The following is an 18,546-nucleotide window of genomic DNA, read 5'->3' as shown; positions in this document are numbered from 1 at the left end:
TTATTATACTGTTACATATAAATAAAGAGCTAAATCTTTCAGCGTAAGAGTAGATGGTGGTGTTTTATATGGGTGAACATTGGGACGTGTTTTTAGCTCCATATCGTCAAGCAGTTGAGGAGTTAAAAGTAAAACTTAAAGGAATGCGCTCGCGGTTTGTTATGCATTCTGAGCATTCAGCTGTTGAATTTGTAACAGGGCGTGTAAAGCCAATTGCGAGTATATTGGATAAAGCTGCAAAAAAAAATATTCCTCTCAGTAACTTAAGTGAGGAAATGCAAGATATCGCTGGATTAAGAATTATGTGTCAATTTGTTGATGATATTAAAATAGTTGTAGAAATGTTACAAAACCGCAATGATTTTGAGATTATTGAAAAGAGAGACTATATTAATAAAAATAAAGAGAGTGGATACCGCTCACTCCATGTAGTTATTCGATATCCTGTGCAAACGATAAAAGGTGAAAAACAAATTCTTATTGAAATACAAATACGAACTTTAGCGATGAATTTCTGGGCTACAATAGAGCATTCACTCAATTATAAATATCGTGGTCAATTTCCAGAGGACATCCAGCTTCGCTTAAAGAGTGCTGCTGAAGCAGCATATCGATTAGATGAGGAAATGTCCTTAATCCGTGAAGAAATTCAAGAGGCACAAGCATTCTTTACTAAGAAAAAGGAAGTACATGATTCAGATTAGTCATTTGATTACTTGAAAAGGGATGTTGATAATGAAATTTGCTGTAACTTCAAAAGGTGACACTACATCAAATACATTAATGCATAAAATGAAAACATACTTATTAGATTTTGATCTAGTATATGATGAGGATCGACCAGATATAGTCGTTTCTGTAGGAGGAGATGGTACGTTATTGTATGCTTTCCACCGTTATAAAAGCAGACTCGATAAAACTGCATTTGTCGGTGTTCATACAGGTCACTTAGGTTTTTATGCGGATTGGGTTCCAGATGAAATTGAAAAGCTTGTTATAGCTATTGCAAAAACACCTTATCAAGTAATTGAGTACCCAATATTAGAAGTAATTATTCGTTACTTAGATGGAGCTAAGGAACAAAGATATTTAGCCCTAAATGAATGTACTGTAAAAAGTGTTGAGGGGTCTCTGGTTATGGACGTGGAAATAAAAGGTCAGCATTTCGAGACATTTAGAGGTGATGGGTTATGTGTTTCAACGCCGTCAGGTAGTACAGCATATAATAAAGCACTAGGTGGTGCTATTTTACATCCATCATTAGAGGCTATACAAGTAGCTGAGATGGCTTCTATTAACAATAGAGTGTTTCGTACGATTGGCTCACCTTTAGTATTGCCAGGGCACCATACATGCTTGTTTAAACCCGTAAATGATGTGGATTTTCAAATCACTATAGATCATTTAACACTACTTCATAAAGAGGTTAAATCTATACAATATCGGGTTGCTCATGAGAAAATAAGGTTTGCTCGCTTTCGACCGTTTCCATTTTGGAAACGTGTGCGTGATTCATTTGTTAAGGAATGACTACATTTTGAAAAACTTTAAATTACAATGGATAATTTCTGATAAGGATCACAATAAGCTCATTCGTGATTTTTTGAAGCAGCAACATATTTCAAAAGCTTCACTCACTGATATCAAGTTTGCAGGTGGAGATATTATTGTTAATGGAAAGTCTGAGAATGTGCGTTACAGGCTAAAACAAGGTGATCAAGTAATAGTTGTATTCCCAATAGAACCAATTGGGAAAGGTATAGTTGCGGAAAATATCCCTTTACAAATTATTTATGAGGATGAGTATCTGTTAATTATCAACAAACGACCTAATTTGCCGACAATTCCTTCACGTCAACATCCTGAAAGATCACTAGCAAATGGTTTAATGAACTATTATAAAGAGAAGGGCTTACAAATTACAGTTCACATTGTCACTAGACTTGATCGTGATACATCTGGATTGGTTTTGGTAGCGAAGCATCGTCATATACATCACTTGCTGTCACAACAACAACAGTTAGGACAAATTAAACGAGTTTACTATGCTATAGTAAACGGGTTGGTGACATTAAATAGTGGAACGATTACTTCACCTATCGGAAGGAAAAGTAATAGTATCATTGAAAGGGAAGTAAGAGATGATGGGCAGAAGGCAACTACTCATTTTCAAGTAATAAGAAGATATCCTACTTATTCATTGGTACAATTACGTTTAGAAACAGGACGGACGCATCAAATTCGGGTTCATATGTCGCATATAGGTCATCCATTAGAGGGGGATACTCTATATGGTGGGACAGAAAAACATATTAAACGACAAGCTCTGCATTGTCACAAGTTAACATTTTGTCATCCGGTTACACATGAGGAGTTAGTCTTTCAAAAAAATATACCTGATGATATGCATTCGCTTACTACTGAATTTGATAAATAGGAGAGTACATTACCTTAATGGGCAATCAGGTGAAGTTAAATCTTCACCTGATTGAAGAACTATTTTGAGGTATAACTAAATGTAACTTATATAACAGTATTATTCAGTTACTATTTTTTTGCTCATCCTCATCAAACGTTCTAAATTTCTCAGCAATATATGGCATAGTTGACTGTACAGCGACAGTTTCAATCTCAGGGTAGCGAAAGGCTGTTAAGCTCCCTCCAAATACAGCACCTGTATCTATATTTATCGTTTTATTAATGATTCTAGGTTGTTTGACAGGTGTATGACCATATACAATCCAGCTATCTCCCTTGTAGTTTTGAGCCCAATCTCTTCTAATTGGTGTCCCATCGTCATTAAACTTTCCCGTTATATCTCCATACAGTACAAAAGTCTTGACTTGCTTGTCGTTCCTTCCAATATAATCAGCACGGATACCCGCATGTGCAACGATCAGTTTGTTATTATTTATTTGATAATATAGTGGTGCATTCTCGTAAAGGTCAATAAATTTAGATTTAATTTCTTGCTGTTCATAAACATTTAGCTGATTATATTCAGCGACCGTCGTTTCTAAACCATGGGTTACTTGAACTTTATTTCCTAAAAAGAAACGATACAGTTTATTACAATGATTACCTGGAACATAAAATGAATGATGATTTTTTACTAAAGAATAAACGATGTTAATCATACGTATGGAATGTGGTCCTCGGTCTGTAATGTCACCAACAAATGCTATGCAACGATTATTAGGATGTAATGGTACCCCAGTTGACCATATATAACCAAGTTCTTCTGTTAACAGCTTGAATTCGTTATAGCACCCATGTATATCTCCAATGACGTCAATGTCCATTATGTATTCTCCTTAATAATTTGCATTTAGACTATTAATTCTCCATCTCTTCAAATATGATTTTCCCTTCAGATAAATGTCAACTATAAACGAGTTAACTTCGAGGTGTGCAGGAAAACATCATAGAACTTTTCTTCCTTTATGATAAACTACATTGCATTCCACTATTCCAAACAGATCGTAATATAAAATTACATCATCAACGAATATACGAAGGTCTAGCAAAAATTAATTAGAATCAGCTAAATAACTGTGGGTGCGTCAGAAAAAGTTGCTAGTTTGGACAATAAAGGGTGCGAATGCGACAGTAAGAGTACAGTTTTGGACAATAAATTGAGAAATAACTTGTGCTACGCTAAATGAATCTTCTTGCGATTGAGATGTTAATCATTCAGTATTAGATGTTTGAATGACTCACTACCTATAACTAAAAAGCGAAGCTCTTTTCAAATGAGCTTCGCTTTTGTGTGTTTTTCTCTCTACTCCAAATACTCTCACTAACACCTTCATAAATAAGGAGTATTATGCTTGGTTACGGCGGTCTTCCCCAGTTGTTATACTAATTGTAGTTACCTATACAGCTAGTATGACAGCTTATGCTCATAAAAACGAAGGTAACCGAAAAAGAACTCTTCTTGTTGCTGAAATAGTTTAATAATGGCAACAAACTTTATAAAAAACCTGTATCTTAATCAAACATAAATTTGATTGTTCTCGAACGCACATTTAGTACAATTCCTATAGCAATCATGTAGGTAAGCAAGGAGCTTCCACCATAGCTAATAAAAGGAAGAGGAATACCTGTTATTGGTAAAAGGCCTATTGTCATACCAATGTTTTGGAAAACTTGAAATGTGATCATGCCTATAATTCCTGTACAAAGGTAGCTGCCGTATGGGTCATTGCTTTCTAAAGCGGTATGAATGATCCGATAGATAAGCAGGAAGAAAATAGAAATTAGCAAGCAAGCACCAATGAAACCGAATTCTTCTGCTATAATTGCAAAAATAAAGTCTGTATGTGATTCAGGAATACGTACACCTTCAGTCATATATCCTCGTCCGATTAACTCCCCAGATCCAATAGCCAATAAAGATTGTAATAGCTGGAACCCTTGGGTAGGATATTCGTAAGGAGCAAGCCATCCGTAAAATCTGCCTAATGTGTATGAATTACTATCTCCTCCTAAAAAATATTCGACGAAAAAGTCAAAGTTTAGGAAGTATATAAGAACAACAACACTTATTACTAAGATTACTGAAAAAAACAATGCTGCAATATAGCGCCACTTGATTCCAGATACAAGGATAATAGATGCGATAATAGCGGATAATACCATTGCAGTACCAAGATCGGGTTGCATCATAACAAGTAGCAGAGGTGGCCCCGAAATGAGTATGATTTTCATAAATAGCATTAAGTCTTCTTTGAAAGTCCGAATAGGGTATTTTTCATTGTGGCGAAACACAATTTGACTTAATAGAATGATGAGGAAGATTTTCATCACCTCAGATGGCTGAAAGCTACCAAGCCCACCTGGAAACTGATACCAACTTGTTGCTCCATTTATATTTTTGACAAAATCTCCTTCTGGAATAATTTCCAAGCCGAGCAGAAGAAGCATGCCAAGACCATATAAAATCCAAGAAATTTGTCTGAAGCGATCAAAATCAATAATCATCGTCACAAGAATAGCTACTAAGCCAATCACATACCAAACAATTTGTTTTGTCACATATGCTGAATTAGCACTATAAATAGCAATACAGCTATATATTACAAACAGTATCATTAATAACACAATCATATAATCTATCTTTGGTTGAGTCTTTTCTTTTTCCATTGTATAAACCTTCTTCTAGTTATTCTCTCTTCGATATATTTTGACATAACTAGCGACATTTTACTATACATTTGCTAGTATAATGTGTATAAAAAATTTTTCCTGTTACAATAGTGAGTCTTATTGCTATCGTAAGGATGTATTAACACGTGTTTAATAATAAAACGGGCCACCGTTTTCCTTATACTAACAATATAGATTAGTTAATGCTATTGCCAAAAAAGTACTGTCAACATTCAGTGTAATTAGTTTATCATAATTTTTGTTAACTTGAGCATCCTCCTATAGATAAGATTTTATATTTAGATATTAAGTGGGTTTATTTTACATTTAAAAAATGTAAGGGATTGTGATTTTAGAATAGAGAGGGGGTTAACTAAAATGAGTGATAATAAAAACTTTGACCCGTTGAGAGACTTTGACGAACTGATTCAGTTACTGTTAGAAGAAAATATTGAATATTTTAGAGAAAAGTTTTTTGACTTACATCCATATGATCAAGCCAAATTTTTCGTGAAGTTAGACAAAAATGTTAGAATGCTATTATATCGTTTTTTATCACCTAAAGAGATGGCTGCAATTTTCGAGAACATTGAAATTGAAGAAGAAGATTATCAACGGATATTATCTGAGATGAATCCAAGCTTTGCTGCTAATATGCTTGCGGAAATGTATGCAGATGATGCTGTTGACGTGTTGAATGAAATAGATAAAGATCAGGCAGCTAGCTATTTAACGATCATGGATGACGAGTCAGCTGGAGAAATTAAAGAATTACTTCATTACGAAGAATCTACAGCTGGTAGTATTATGACAACTGAATTTATTGCTATTCATGCAAATCAAACTGTTCGTTCAGCGATGCATATTTTGAAAAAAGAAGCACCGCGTGCAGAAACGATCTACTATGTATATGTGATCAATGAAGAGAAGCAACTAGTAGGTGTCATATCATTAAGGGATTTAATTATATCTCATGATGAAACGATGATAGCAGATATGATGTATGATCGTGTGCTAGCAGTTTCTGTAGCAGAAGATCAAGAAGAAGTAGCTAGAAAAATGAAGGACTATAACTTTTTAGCAGTACCTGTGGTAGACTTTAGAAATCACCTTTTAGGGATTATCACTGTAGATGATATTATGGACGTAATGGATGAAGAAGCATCTGAAGATTATTCAAAATTAGCAGCTATTTCTGACGTAGACAGTTTTGACAAAAACCCCTTAACTGCAGCACGGAAAAGGTTACCTTGGTTGATTATTTTACTTTTTTTAGGAATGATGACAGCTAACCTCATCGGGAAATTTGAAAAAACGCTTGAACAAGTGGCAATCTTGGCTATGTTTATTCCGCTCATTGCAGGGATGGCAGGTAATACCGGAACACAGGCATTAGCGGTTGCAGTGAGAGGTATTGCTACAGGAGAGCATGAGCATGAGAATAAATGGAAATTACTTATCCGTGAAGCAGGAACTGGACTAATAACTGGCGTTACGTGTGGAGTACTTGTTACAATAATCGTATATTTTTGGCAACATAATATATTTTTAGGTATTCTCGTCGGACTGTCAATTTTAGCGACCTTAATTGTAGCAACGATTGCAGGTGCATTAGTACCCTTAATTATGCACAGGTTAAAAATAGATCCAGCTGTAGCATCTGGTCCATTTATTACTACTATCAATGACATATTAAGTATTTTAATTTATTTTGGAATGGCAACACTATTTATGAGCTATTTACTTTAGAAAGGCAGGAATAATATATGGAGCAACATGCTTCTGTTACTTCACTAGTTATCGTAATAATCATTGCATTTTTAACTCCAATTTTACTTCATAGACTACGATTGAATCTCATTCCGTTGGTCGTTGCAGAAATTGTGATGGGTCTTATTATTGGAAAAAGTGGGTTTAATATCGTACATCCTGACATGTGGTTAGAAACGCTATCGATGTTAGGCTTCATCTTTTTAATGTTTTTAAGTGGTCTAGAAATTGACTTCTCAGCATTTGCTGGGAGTAAAAAGAAGGAAAAATTGAGCAGTGGAAAAGATGCACCAAATCCATTTCTTGTTGGATTTCTTATTTTTGTAGGTGTTTTTGGCATATCCTTAGTTCTATCATACATATTTGTCTGGTTTGGTATCATTGAAAATGCATTTTTAATGACATTAATTATTTCTACAATCTCCCTAGGCGTGGTCGTTCCTACACTCAAAGACGTTCAAATTATGAAATCGTCAATCGGGCAAACGATCCTGTTAGTAGCTGTCATTGCAGACTTAGTGACAATGATTTTATTAGCTGTCTTTGTCTCTATTTATGATACTGGACAGGGTAGCACATGGCTATTACTGATCTTGTTTGGTGTTGGGGTTATCTTTTATTTATTAGGGAAATATTTCCGTAACCAATCTTTTCTTGAAACTATGTCTAAAGGAACAATTCAGATTGGCACCCGGGCGGTATTTGCATTAATTATTGTTTTAGTGGCATTATCTGAAACAATTGGTGCAGAAAATATATTAGGAGCATTTTTAGCTGGGGTACTTGTTTCCCTTTTAGCACCAAATGCAGATCTAGTCCATAAATTAGATTCTTTCGGTTATGGCTTTTTAATACCAATTTTTTTCGTCATGGTCGGGGTAAATTTAGACATATGGTCCTTATTTGAACATCCTAAATTGTTATTGTTTATTCCGTTATTGTTAGGAGCTTTGTTTATCTCAAAAATAATCCCTATTTACATATTAAGAATTTGGTATGATCGAAAAACAGTTCTTGCTTCTGGTTTTCTTCTAACATCAACTTTGTCCTTAGTAATTGCCGCAGGAACAATTGGTGTTCGGATGGAAATTATTAGTCAACAAATGTCAGATGCATTTATTTTAGTAGCAGTTATAACAAGTGTTGTTTCTCCAATTGCATTTAAAAAGATCTTCCCAGTACAAGAAGGAGAAATGCGTAAATTAAAGGTTGCCTTTATTGGAGCGAATCAACATACTCTAACTGTGACACGAGAATTAAACCCAGCTTTATATGAGTCAACTTTGTATCATGTTACACAAGAGAAAATTGAGAAGAAAATTGCTGATTCATTGTTTGAGATTGTTGAAGTATCTGACTATTCTATTGAATCATTAAAGAATCTAGATGTATTTGATGTAGATATTTTTGTAGCAACAACTGGTGAAGAAACAATAAATGCTGAAGTAGCCATCTTTGCAAAAGAGTATGGTGTGGATCGTGTAATTGCGAGGGTAGAGTCACCGAACTTAGACGAGGAGCTAAAGGCAAGAAATGTCGATGTTTTCTCGGTATTCTTATCGACGAAAGCCTTATTAAAGGCATTAATTGAGTCTCCAAGTGTTATGAATATCTTAACTAATCAAGATACTGCGTTATACCAAATCAATATGAATAATCTTAAATACGATGGTTTAATGCTGCGTAATTTTCCATTTACTGGTGATGTGATTTTCGTTCGAATGTTTAGAGGAAAAGATTCAATCGTACCGCATGGGGATACTGAACTGAAAATGGGAGACAGGCTCATTGTAACAGGGTCACGAGAGTATGTTGAAGAGTTAAGAAGAGTACTTGAATTTGGTGAATAATAAAGTTATGGCAAATATTGATTAATATAAAAAGGGTCTGAATCTATACTCTATATACTGTGTCCATTATGCTTTATGCAATAAATGATACAGACCATAGGGTATACGAAGCTGACCCTTTGCTTATAACAAATATATTATGAATGTGATTAAAAATATGTTATACTATTTTTATTACTAGGTACTAATAACTTGTAATAATTCAGGAGGGATATACATGTCTTTTTCTTTAAAAGGACGTACATACGTTGTAATGGGCGTTGCAAATAAACGTAGCATAGCATGGGGCATCGCTCGTTCACTTCATAATGCTGGTGCAAGACTTATTTTTACATTTGCAGGTGAGCGTTTAGAGAAAAATGTTCGTGATCTTGCTGACACGTTGGAAGGGAATGATACACTCGTCTTACCTTGCGATGTTACAAACGATGAAGAGGTTGCTAATTGTTTCAGCAAGATAAAAGATGAAGTTGGTACTATACATGGGGTTGCTCACTGTATAGCGTTTGCAAATAAAGAAGAGCTAACTGGAGATTTTCTTAATACATCTCGGGACGGCTTTTTATTATCACATAACATTAGTTCATACTCTTTAACAGCTGTTGCAAAAGAAGCAAAGGACCTTATGACAGAAGGTGGAAGCATTATTACTTTAACTTATTTAGGTGGAGAACGTGTCGTCTCAAACTATAATGTGATGGGTGTTGCAAAAGCATCACTTGAAGCCAGTGTGAAATATTTAGCAAATGACTTAGGGAAATATGGTATACGTGTTAATGCAATTTCCGCTGGACCAATCCGAACATTGTCAGCAAAAGGTGTAAGCGATTTTAACTCTATTCTAAAAGAAATTGAAGAACGTGCACCTCTTCGTCGGACAACAACACAAGAAGAGGTTGGTGACACAGCTACGTTTTTATTCAGTGACTTTTCAAGAGGTATTACTGGTGAAAATATCCACGTAGATTCCGGATATCACATCCTAGCAAGGTAAATCAATATAAAAAATAGTTTATAAATTGATAATCAAAAGTATATATCGTATTAAAAACCTTCTTTTCAAATGAAAAGAAGGTTTTTTTCATGAATTTTTAGGTAATTTGTTGTACGAAGTGCATAAATATATATTGATGGAAATCGAACTAAGGGGTGAAAGAGCATGAAAGAAAAACAAAAAATTAAAAATACACCATTTATGTATATTATACAACCAAACTTAAGTACAATTGAATCATCTATGCAAAAAACATTTATAGCAAAGGTGGATAATAGTGAATCTATAAATGAAAATGCCATAAATAAAATCGATAACAAAGATAGTGTTGAAAAAATAGAACATACTGAAAATGTAATAGAAAAAAGAAAATATGCTAAGAAATCTTCAATTAAACCCTTTAAAGAAATGGATCTAGTAGAAAAAGTGAAATTTTTAGCAAATCCACCAAAACAACTACCACGTGTAAAATGTAAAATCAAAACGATCAATGATATGTTTGAAGGTACGATTATTGAACAAACGGATGAAAAAATTTCAATGCATTTGATGGATACTGGTGAAACAATTACGATTAATATCGATGAAGTTGAATTAATTACGATGCTAGGGTTGTCGTAGCTGTATGGTGGGAGCTCTAATTGTCGTGTAGACATTTAGAGCTTTTGTTATATTTGAGCGATCAATTTATTTAACGCGGTGGATTTAATACGTTCATATTCCATCGCTCCTGTTAATTCATCAGGCAACAAAGGAGATTGACGTACATATCGTTCACGGATCACATCGTATAACTCATAAGGGAACAACATATCAATAAACATAATTTGTTTTTGTGCTGAAGAAAGAGGAGAAATTGATTCGTAAGCATTAATCATAATGTCGAATTGTTCTTCATACCAAACACCACTAGTGTCTAGCAGTGGTATGACAATTTTGCGCAAATCCCGGATTGGTAAATCATACGATACGGTGTCAAGGTCAATTACCCAAATCTGCTCATCTAATCCTAACAATGTATTACCTGTGCCATAATCCTGGTGGCATAAAGTAGGTGTAGTCTCCATACTTTGCACCCATGTTTGATATTCTGATTCCAATAGTCTTTGCAATGTAGTACGTCCTTCATCAATAAATGAATCAATTTCAGCTAAATAAGTTTGTGAAAAAGGATCATCAGGAAATCTTTGCGCAACTAGTTTCCATGTTTCCATCTGTTGACACCTTTTAATATAATGATTTGGCCATCTGCCAAGCTTTTTAAATACCGGAACACCTGGTGGTGGTAAGTAACCTATCGATGCTAAATGAAATTCTGCAAGCCCTTTCATCATGAATTCGACATCTTCAGTTACGGTTAATTCAAATGGCCTGCCCTCAATCCAATCATAGACAACAAATAAAAATGGTCCATGTTTAGAATAGAGTTCACCATGCCTATTTGGTATTATCCCTGGAACCCTCATACCTTTTTGTGCTAAGTATTGTTGTGCATAAATAGAAAAAAGTGCTTTTTTCTCAGGGCGGTGTATTCTTTTTAAGCAAATAACTTTCTCGGTTGTATGAATTTTCCATACGAGTGCCATTTGCCCTCCTTGGATAACTTCAATGTTAGTTATTGAAAAATCCCAATAAGGCATAATTGTTTCTGCAAGTTTTAACAGCTTTTCTTCTTCCTCTGGTGTTAATACATACTCACTATCTTCTTCTTCAAACTGATCAACTATAATTTGATCCTCAATCAATCCAGTCACCATCCTCCAATCCTTCTATGATTAATGTATGGTTATCCAACATAAGTTGCCAACATTTTTCTCAGTTTCATAAAAAAATAGGTATTTTCCTAGTTCTAGCCTTTTTCAATGTAATCAGGTAACGTGCCTACATTTTAAAAAATGAAAAGTAATTAGGAACAACGGTCCTTACAAACTCGTATCATAAATAAATAAGGATAGTTTATCTCAATTTTACTAAGCGTAAATGAATGGAGGTTGATTATGAAAATAGCTTTAATCGCTACAGAGAAACTACCTGTACCTGCTATACGAGGTGGAGCGATTCAAATATATCTACAATCGGTTGCGTCAATTATTGCTCAAAAGCATGATGTGACAGTTATTTCAATTACAGACCCTGAATTACTTGATTTTGAACAAACAAATGGTGTGAAGTATGTTCGGTTTAGTGCAGATCAATATGTTGAGCAAATCGAAGCTCATATTAAAGCTGAAAATTATGATGTCATACATTTATGTAATCGTCCAAATTGGATAAAAATTCTAGCTACTGCTTCACCCCAAACTAAATTTGTCTTAAGTGTGCACAATGAAATGTTTGATTATGAAAAAATGACTGACGTAGAGGGACTAGATTGTATTCAAAATGTTTCAAAAATCGTTACAGTTAGTAATTTTATTGGAAAAACTATTACATCTCGATTTCCAGAAGCAGTAAACAAAACATCGACTGTTTATTCAGGAGTAGATATAGACCACTATCATCCAGCATGGACAGGAAATGGTAAGAGTACGAGAAATCGAATTCGTGACGAATTAAATTTACAAGGTAGAAAAATTGTCTTATTCGTAGGTCGTTTAAGTAAAGTTAAAGGTCCACATCTACTCCTTCAAGCTTTGCCGCACATTATTGACAAACATCCAGATATCATGATGGTTTTTATTGGGTCCAAATGGTTCGGAGACGATAATGTTAACAATTATGTACGTCATTTATATACTTTTGGTGCCATGTACAAAGAGCATGTGACGTTTATTAAGTTTGTGCGACCGAAGAATATTCCAGAGTTATATGCGATGTCAGATGTGTTTGTCTGTTCTTCACAATGGCAAGAGCCGCTTGCGCGTGTACATTATGAAGCGATGGCTGCTGGTTTACCAATTATCACGAGTAAGCGTGGTGGAAATCCAGAAGTCATTGAGGAAGGTAAGAATGGTTATATCATTGATGATTTTGAAAACCCTATTGAATATGCAAAGAAAATCAACCTATTGTTAAATGACGTAAATACGCGTAGGAGCATGGGTAAATATGGTCGTTCAATCGTTGAGCGTGACTTTAACTGGAATAGAGTAGCAGGGAATTTGTTACATGTGTATGAACAAGCATGAGCTAATTCACCAAGTAACACGAATCCTCTTTTGAAAGGGTGAAAGTATTTGGAACAACAGCATACTGAAGACATCTCTTATTTGAACCGAGTGTTACAGTTCTATCCATTTGATATATTAGATGTTCATCTCATCGAAAGTCGGAGTGGAAGGACAACTTGGGAAGTAAAGACAAATGATGGTATAAAAATACTGAAACAGGCACAAATGAAACCGAGAAGAATGTTGTTTATCGCTGGAGCACATGATCATCTATATAAAAATGGCTTGTCTATCACACCAATTCATAAAACAACAAACGGTGCAATTTGTATCGGGGCAAAAAATTTTTCATATGTGTTATACGATAAAGTGGTAGGAAATGAAATGATTTATTACAACAAGGATCAGATGAAGAAAACATTTGCTTTTGCAGCACAATTTCATATTTCTTCAAAAGGGTATATTCCAGCCTCGGAAAGTAAAAAACGCAGTAGACTTGACAAGTGGCATAAATTATACAGATGGAAATTGCAAGAATTAGCAGGTAATAAGCAGTTAGCACAGTCTTATCCTGAGGACGAATTTTCTAAATTATTTTTAATGTATGCGGACAAAATGCTTGAACGAGGACAAAATGCATTAAGAGCTCTCGATAATGGTCAGTACGACCAATGGACAAAGAATTCAATTGAGGAAAGGAGCTACTGTCAACAGGATTTTACACTAGCTAGATTTACAGAAATTGATGGAGCCCCATTTATGAGAGAGCTTCATTCGATTACGTATGATTTACCATCACGAGATTTACGCATCCTGTTAAATAAATTAATGAAAAAATTATCGGTATGGGATACTGATCTAGCTGTTGAGTTACTACGCTCATATGAAGCTGTTAATCCGTTAACTCCAGATCAATATAAAGTATTATGGGTCGACTTAGAATTTCCGTATTTATTCTGTTCTATTATACACAAATACTATTTAAGCCAAAAAAGATCCTGGGGTGATGAAAAATATATTTGGGCGTTACAAAATATTATTGCGGTGGAAGATTCAAAAGAACAATTTTTACGTCAGTACCGAGAAATAATTAATAGTATAACAGAAGGAAACGGAGGTGAATGATGTGGTTGAAAATCAGTCTGACAAAGCGAATAAGATCCCAAAACTTGATTTAGCAAAATTTACATTTTCACCACCCGGACCGATGGGATGGAGTATTTCAGAGTATGAACAAATTCTTGATAATATAGATCAAATTGTCTTAAATGAATTAGCCGTAAAAAATCATTTATCCTCACTAGAAGGAGTAATCCTGCAGGAATACCCGACAGTAAATACAGTGACAGATGATATGGTAATCCAAGAAAACAGTGATGTGGAATCAGGTATAAAGAACGAGCAACTAGATGGAATCGGTAATGAAATAACTGCTTTGGAAGAAAGTGTCGACACAGAAGAGATCACGGCTAAGGGAGATACAATTACAGAAGGGCATGAGGAGTTCAATAGTCATGAAAAGGATTCGGATAATTTCCAAGTGATGGAAGAAAGTAGTCATAGCCATGAAGATAAAGGAAAGAACAGGCGCAAGGGATCTAAGAAGGCGTTATATCGTATTCTTTTAGAAGAAGAATTCGGTGAATACCCTATTTTTAATACAAGTAACAACAATGATTTAAAGGAAGGGAAAGATGAAGGATCATCTGGAAAGCTTGTTGAAGAAATAACACATCCAATTGATAAAGATACGAAGGGACAAATCGAGGATGATGAAAACCAGAGCAGCAAACAGCAATCAAAAAAAGGTTTACAACAATTATTTAATGATGAAAATGGTAAAGATCGCTATGTAGAAAAATCACCAGAGTTAAAAACGAATAATACTCAAAATAAGACTAACGATGCAACAGAGCAATTAAGTAGTTTGTCATCAGATAAAGTTATTGATTTGGATAAAGTTGACAATGTGAAAGAAGACTCAGAGAAAACAAAAGAAATAAAAGCGAACGATACTGCCGAATTTGATCAAGAAATACTTAAGGAAGAAAAGGTAATAATGATTGCTTCAACTGACCCTTTACCTAAACCATCCATATATATAAGAAATGATTAAACTTATTTCGGCTATAAGATACGGTGATGCAGTTTTCTCATTTTTAGGATGTCTTCGTTACTCATACTAAGACATAAACCCTTTTACAAATAAAATCCCCACTTTGCTTCTTCATAGCGACGTTTATCATAGGCTGTTTTAGCATTGATTGTTGTTTTCGTATTATGAAATAAACATGTACACAACCAGAGTTTGTGACATCTTTTCGTGTGGACTATAATGACTAACCAATATAAAACCATTGTTATGGTACTAATTTGATAACATTAGCAACAAAGGTTACGAAAAGAGTCTTTAAAAACGTGTAGCTGTGCGAAATATGTAGGAGTAGCTACAAAGTCTCTATGGGCTAGTAAATCATTTACCCATCAAAAATTCAATATTATTTTGTCAATAATTTAATGCTAGATGCATATCATGTTAGCGTAATGAATTTCGGGTGAGGAGGAGTACAATTGGGTGAAGTCATTTCAGTAAAAGTAGATATCGATTTTGAAGAAGGGTTTGAGCTTTCACATAATGTAAGTCCTGAGGAGGCTTTGAAGGCTGTATTGAAAGAAATTAAGAACTTATCATTTGAAGAACTAGAAATCGAACTAGAATATGAAGATGGTAATGTCTATGAGTATGTCATAGGTGAAGACGAAGAAGACGAAGAAGATGAAGAAGATGAAGAAGATGAAGAAGATGAAGAAGACGAAGAAGATTAAACAACTGTAAATTACAACCTGTAAGGTCAGATCTTTACTTCCATAGCTTGTAAAAGAGAAAATATCTCAAAATACAAGTTATAGAATCTGGAGATTTGACCTTTTTAACTTTAATTGTTGAATTGATGGTTTTGGCATTTGTGTTGTTATTTATTCTAAATGAGAATAGAAAGACGTTCTTTGATGAGGCTGTTTTCGCGTTGATTGCTGTTTTTCGTATTAAGAAATAAAGCAGTACACAACTAGAGTTCGTAGCATCTTGTCTTCTGTACAACGATGACAAACAATATAAAAGCCACTTTTTTGGTATTAATTTGATAACAATAGCAATAGAGTTTACGAAAAGAGCCTTTGACGACTACCATAGCTTTTAAGCAAAGTATGTTTTCGTATTAATTGTTACTTTTCGTAATTAAGGCTAAACGGGAATATAACTAATATTCGTAGCATCTTTTCTTCTCCAAAAACCTATACAATTATATGATACTCACCATTTTCGCAAATTTACATAATTACAACAAAGTTTACGAAAAGAGCCTAAGAAGAAAAAAACAGAAATTAATGCGATAAACAGCAAAAAACAAAAATCAGCAACATGCCGCTTTTTGTTTTGAGTTCAAATTGTTGGAGTATTTCCCTAACAAGGGCAAAATTTACAAACAATAGTATTAAACTGCTAGGCTCTATTTTTGATTTTCCTCAAACAATACTTCGTTGTATACCCTTTCTAACCTATCTGCGACGTGGTGAAACTGGAAGTTAACTTCAACGAATTTTCTGCCAAATTTAGCAAACCCCCTCGCAATGGATGGGTGTGATAACATAAAATTGATCGATTTGGCATATTCCAAAGGATTATTATAGTCATAAATAAGTAGACCGTTCATTGCATCAATCATAACTTCTTCATTTCCGCCCCGCTTAGTAGTAACTACTGGGATACCAGCAGCCATCGCTTCATAATGGACCCTCGCTAATGGTTCATTCCAAAGAGAACTGCATACAAATACATCTCCAATTAGAAATAAGTGTGGAATGTTTTCAGCTGGAACATATTTTGTAAAGATGATGCGATCTCCATATGGAAGTGCTTGTTTGTATAATGAGCGAACATAGCCATTCATTTTATTATCACTGAACCACTTTCCTCCAACAATAACGAGAACAGCATGTTCATTCTTTTTTAATATATATTTCATTGCCTCAAGTAATATATGAGGGCCTTTGGATTGGCTTAAACGGCCGACAAATAATATGACTTTTTCATGCTGAGCAATACTATACTTTTGACGTAATCGATGGCGGATGTGTTTGCCTTCAGAAGACCATAGAGGAATGAATTGTTGTAAATCAACACCAGAATAGACGACCTTTATTTTTTTTTCAGCTTCAGGAAATCTTCTTAGCACTGTTTGTTTAATATAATTGCTAACAGTCGTAATCGCATCAACGTCATGTATAATTTGTTGACCTTCATCAAAGGGAAGTTTATGTTCTGCAAACATTTCATTATGAAGACTAACGACGAAGCGGCTAGTAGGAGAAGCTTGCTTATATAGTGGCACATTTGCAGGGCGATTGTATACATGGATTACATCAAAGGAATGATTAGTTAATTCTTCAGCTACTAGTGATCTATAATGCTCTCTGTCAAAACGTATAAATGTGACTCCGCTACGCTCTTCCTTAACAGGTAGATCAGGGTCAGTGATTGAAAAAACTGTTATGTCATGATTATCTTTTAAATATGGAAGCACCCCATCAATCATCAGCTGGATTGCCCCTCCTCTAATTGATGGTGATGGAAGCTTTTCGGTACAAATAAAGCAAATCTTCACCTTATCCATCCCTCCTTCCGTGTCTGTTCATATTTTATTCTTGTTATGGCTATTTTTGTGACAAATGCGGAGCCCAAAAATAATGGTAGTAAGTAATATTATCATGGTCAACTTGCAGGGAGAGGTTTCTCGCATAACATATAGGAAGGTAATTATCTAACGGAAAGATAGGAAGTGAGGAGAGGTTGACGTGATTAAAAAAGCGATCATACCAGCAGCAGGATATGGAACACGTAGTTTACCAATCTCAAAGGTTATTCCCAAGGAAATGTTTCCGATTGGTATTAAACCCGCCATTCAATACGTAGTGGAAGAAGCAATTGAGTCAGGAATTGAGCAAATATTAATGGTTGTTTCTCGATCAAAAAACCTTATCGTTGACTACTTCGACCATTCACTTGAACTTGAAGCATTTCTTGAGCGGAAAAATAAGATGCATTTGATGGATGCCCCTAATATACCAGATATACAAATTCACTATACTCGCCAACCTATTGCGAAAGGTCTAGGGGATGCCATTCGTCTGGGTAAGTCATTTGTAAATGATGAGCCGTTTGCTGTGTTATTACCTGATGATATCATTCTCCATAAACATTCACCATCTCTGAAACAATTAATTGATGTATTTACGAAATATAAAGAGAGCGTCATAGGTTTACAAACGGTTGATGAAAAGTACTTAAATCAATATGGCGTAATAAAAGGAAAAAAGCACAGTAACGATACTTATAGGTTAACTGATATTGTTGAAAAACCAAAGATAAACCCACCTTCTCAATTAGCAGTCATAGGTAGGTATGTTTTTACACCAATGATTTTTGAACAATTGGATAAGATTAAACGGGGTATTGGCGGTGAATATCAGTTGACAGATGGCATGAAAGCATTGTTACAATCAGAAAATATATACGGCAAATTAATAGAAGGACAAAGATACGATATTGGTAGTATGGATGATTATATGAAATTACTAAATTTTGTTTACAGTAATATGAAAAATGGGTAAAAAT

The 18,546-nt window shown here is 34.6% G+C and carries 16 protein-coding genes; 12 read left to right on the top strand and 4 right to left on the bottom strand.

What is annotated here, in order from left to right:
- Positions 1 to 68: 68 nt before the first annotated feature.
- From SLH52_RS04495 to SLH52_RS04485, 3 genes are read left to right on the top strand one after another with little or no spacing between them, the layout of a single operon-like run.
- Positions 69 to 704: a GTP pyrophosphokinase family protein gene (locus SLH52_RS04495; RefSeq protein ID WP_320208099.1), complete on the top strand. Its 636-nt coding sequence runs from the start codon at positions 69 to 71 to the stop codon at positions 702 to 704.
- Positions 705 to 735: 31 nt separating this feature from the next.
- A complete protein-coding gene (locus SLH52_RS04490) occupies positions 736 to 1,530 on the top strand; it encodes an NAD kinase (RefSeq protein WP_320208098.1) in 795 nt (264 codons plus the stop codon).
- A 7-nt stretch (positions 1,531 to 1,537) separates the two neighbouring features.
- On the top strand, positions 1,538 to 2,437 hold the full coding sequence (locus SLH52_RS04485) for an RluA family pseudouridine synthase (protein ID WP_320208097.1): 900 nt from the start codon (positions 1,538 to 1,540) through the stop codon (positions 2,435 to 2,437).
- A gap of 103 nt (positions 2,438 to 2,540) precedes the next feature.
- On the opposite strand, the gene prpE is transcribed toward SLH52_RS04485, so the two are convergent.
- A complete protein-coding gene (prpE, locus tag SLH52_RS04480; protein WP_320208096.1) occupies positions 2,541 to 3,302 on the bottom strand; it encodes a bis(5'-nucleosyl)-tetraphosphatase PrpE in 762 nt (253 codons plus the stop codon).
- A gap of 688 nt (positions 3,303 to 3,990) precedes the next feature.
- The gene (locus tag SLH52_RS04475; RefSeq protein ID WP_320208095.1) at positions 3,991 to 5,145 is read right to left on the bottom strand and encodes an FtsW/RodA/SpoVE family cell cycle protein; all 1,155 of its coding nucleotides are present in this window, start codon (positions 5,143 to 5,145) and stop codon (positions 3,991 to 3,993) included.
- A gap of 381 nt (positions 5,146 to 5,526) precedes the next feature.
- Between SLH52_RS04475 and mgtE the strand changes: the two genes are divergently transcribed.
- The 4 genes from mgtE (at position 5,527) to SLH52_RS04455 (ending at position 10,383) form a co-directional block, all read left to right on the top strand.
- On the top strand, positions 5,527 to 6,897 hold the full coding sequence (gene mgtE / locus SLH52_RS04470) for a magnesium transporter (protein ID WP_320208094.1): 1,371 nt from the start codon (positions 5,527 to 5,529) through the stop codon (positions 6,895 to 6,897).
- Positions 6,898 to 6,914: 17 nt separating this feature from the next.
- Positions 6,915 to 8,768 carry a monovalent cation:proton antiporter family protein gene (locus SLH52_RS04465; protein WP_320208093.1) on the top strand — a complete coding sequence of 618 codons (1,854 nt, stop codon included), beginning with the start codon at positions 6,915 to 6,917 and terminating at the stop codon, positions 8,766 to 8,768.
- A gap of 217 nt (positions 8,769 to 8,985) precedes the next feature.
- On the top strand, positions 8,986 to 9,762 hold the full coding sequence (gene fabI, locus SLH52_RS04460) for an enoyl-ACP reductase FabI (RefSeq protein WP_320208092.1): 777 nt from the start codon (positions 8,986 to 8,988) through the stop codon (positions 9,760 to 9,762).
- Positions 9,763 to 9,927: 165 nt separating this feature from the next.
- Entirely contained in the window at positions 9,928 to 10,383 is a 456-nt protein-coding gene (locus SLH52_RS04455; protein ID WP_320208091.1) for a CotO family spore coat protein, read from the top strand.
- Between the two features lie 47 nt (positions 10,384 to 10,430).
- On the opposite strand, the gene SLH52_RS04450 is transcribed toward SLH52_RS04455, so the two are convergent.
- Positions 10,431 to 11,519, bottom strand: a complete 1,089-nt coding sequence (locus SLH52_RS04450; RefSeq protein WP_320208090.1) for a CotS family spore coat protein — start codon at positions 11,517 to 11,519, stop codon at positions 10,431 to 10,433.
- A 240-nt stretch (positions 11,520 to 11,759) separates the two neighbouring features.
- Between SLH52_RS04450 and SLH52_RS04445 the strand changes: the two genes are divergently transcribed.
- The 4 genes from SLH52_RS04445 (at position 11,760) to SLH52_RS04430 (ending at position 15,698) form a co-directional block, all read left to right on the top strand.
- The gene (locus SLH52_RS04445; RefSeq protein ID WP_320208089.1) at positions 11,760 to 12,890 is read left to right on the top strand and encodes a glycosyltransferase family 4 protein; all 1,131 of its coding nucleotides are present in this window, start codon (positions 11,760 to 11,762) and stop codon (positions 12,888 to 12,890) included.
- Between the two features lie 48 nt (positions 12,891 to 12,938).
- Complete coding sequence (locus SLH52_RS04440; protein WP_320208088.1) at positions 12,939 to 13,997, top strand: CotS family spore coat protein; 1,059 nt, start codon at positions 12,939 to 12,941, stop codon at positions 13,995 to 13,997.
- Positions 13,990 to 14,988, top strand: coding sequence for a hypothetical protein (locus tag SLH52_RS04435; protein ID WP_320208422.1), 999 nt, complete (start codon positions 13,990 to 13,992; stop codon positions 14,986 to 14,988). Before SLH52_RS04440 ends, SLH52_RS04435 begins: the two co-directional genes overlap by 8 nt.
- A gap of 455 nt (positions 14,989 to 15,443) precedes the next feature.
- Positions 15,444 to 15,698, top strand: a complete 255-nt coding sequence (locus tag SLH52_RS04430; RefSeq protein ID WP_320208087.1) for a hypothetical protein — start codon at positions 15,444 to 15,446, stop codon at positions 15,696 to 15,698.
- Between the two features lie 683 nt (positions 15,699 to 16,381).
- Here the strand turns inward: SLH52_RS04430 and SLH52_RS04425 are convergent.
- On the bottom strand, positions 16,382 to 17,536 hold the full coding sequence (locus SLH52_RS04425; RefSeq protein ID WP_413785493.1) for a glycosyltransferase family 4 protein: 1,155 nt from the start codon (positions 17,534 to 17,536) through the stop codon (positions 16,382 to 16,384).
- Positions 17,537 to 17,726: 190 nt separating this feature from the next.
- On the opposite strand from SLH52_RS04425, the gene SLH52_RS04420 reads away from it, so the two are divergent.
- The gene (locus tag SLH52_RS04420; RefSeq protein WP_320208085.1) at positions 17,727 to 18,542 is read left to right on the top strand and encodes a UTP--glucose-1-phosphate uridylyltransferase; all 816 of its coding nucleotides are present in this window, start codon (positions 17,727 to 17,729) and stop codon (positions 18,540 to 18,542) included.
- Positions 18,543 to 18,546: the final 4 nt, after the last annotated feature.

The sequence above is a fragment of the Cytobacillus sp. IB215665 genome (assembly GCF_033963835.1).
GTDB lineage: Bacteria > Bacillota > Bacilli > Bacillales > SM2101 > Nanhaiella.
Note: the sequence above shows the minus strand (reverse complement) of the source record. Positions and strands in the feature narration are given on the sequence as shown.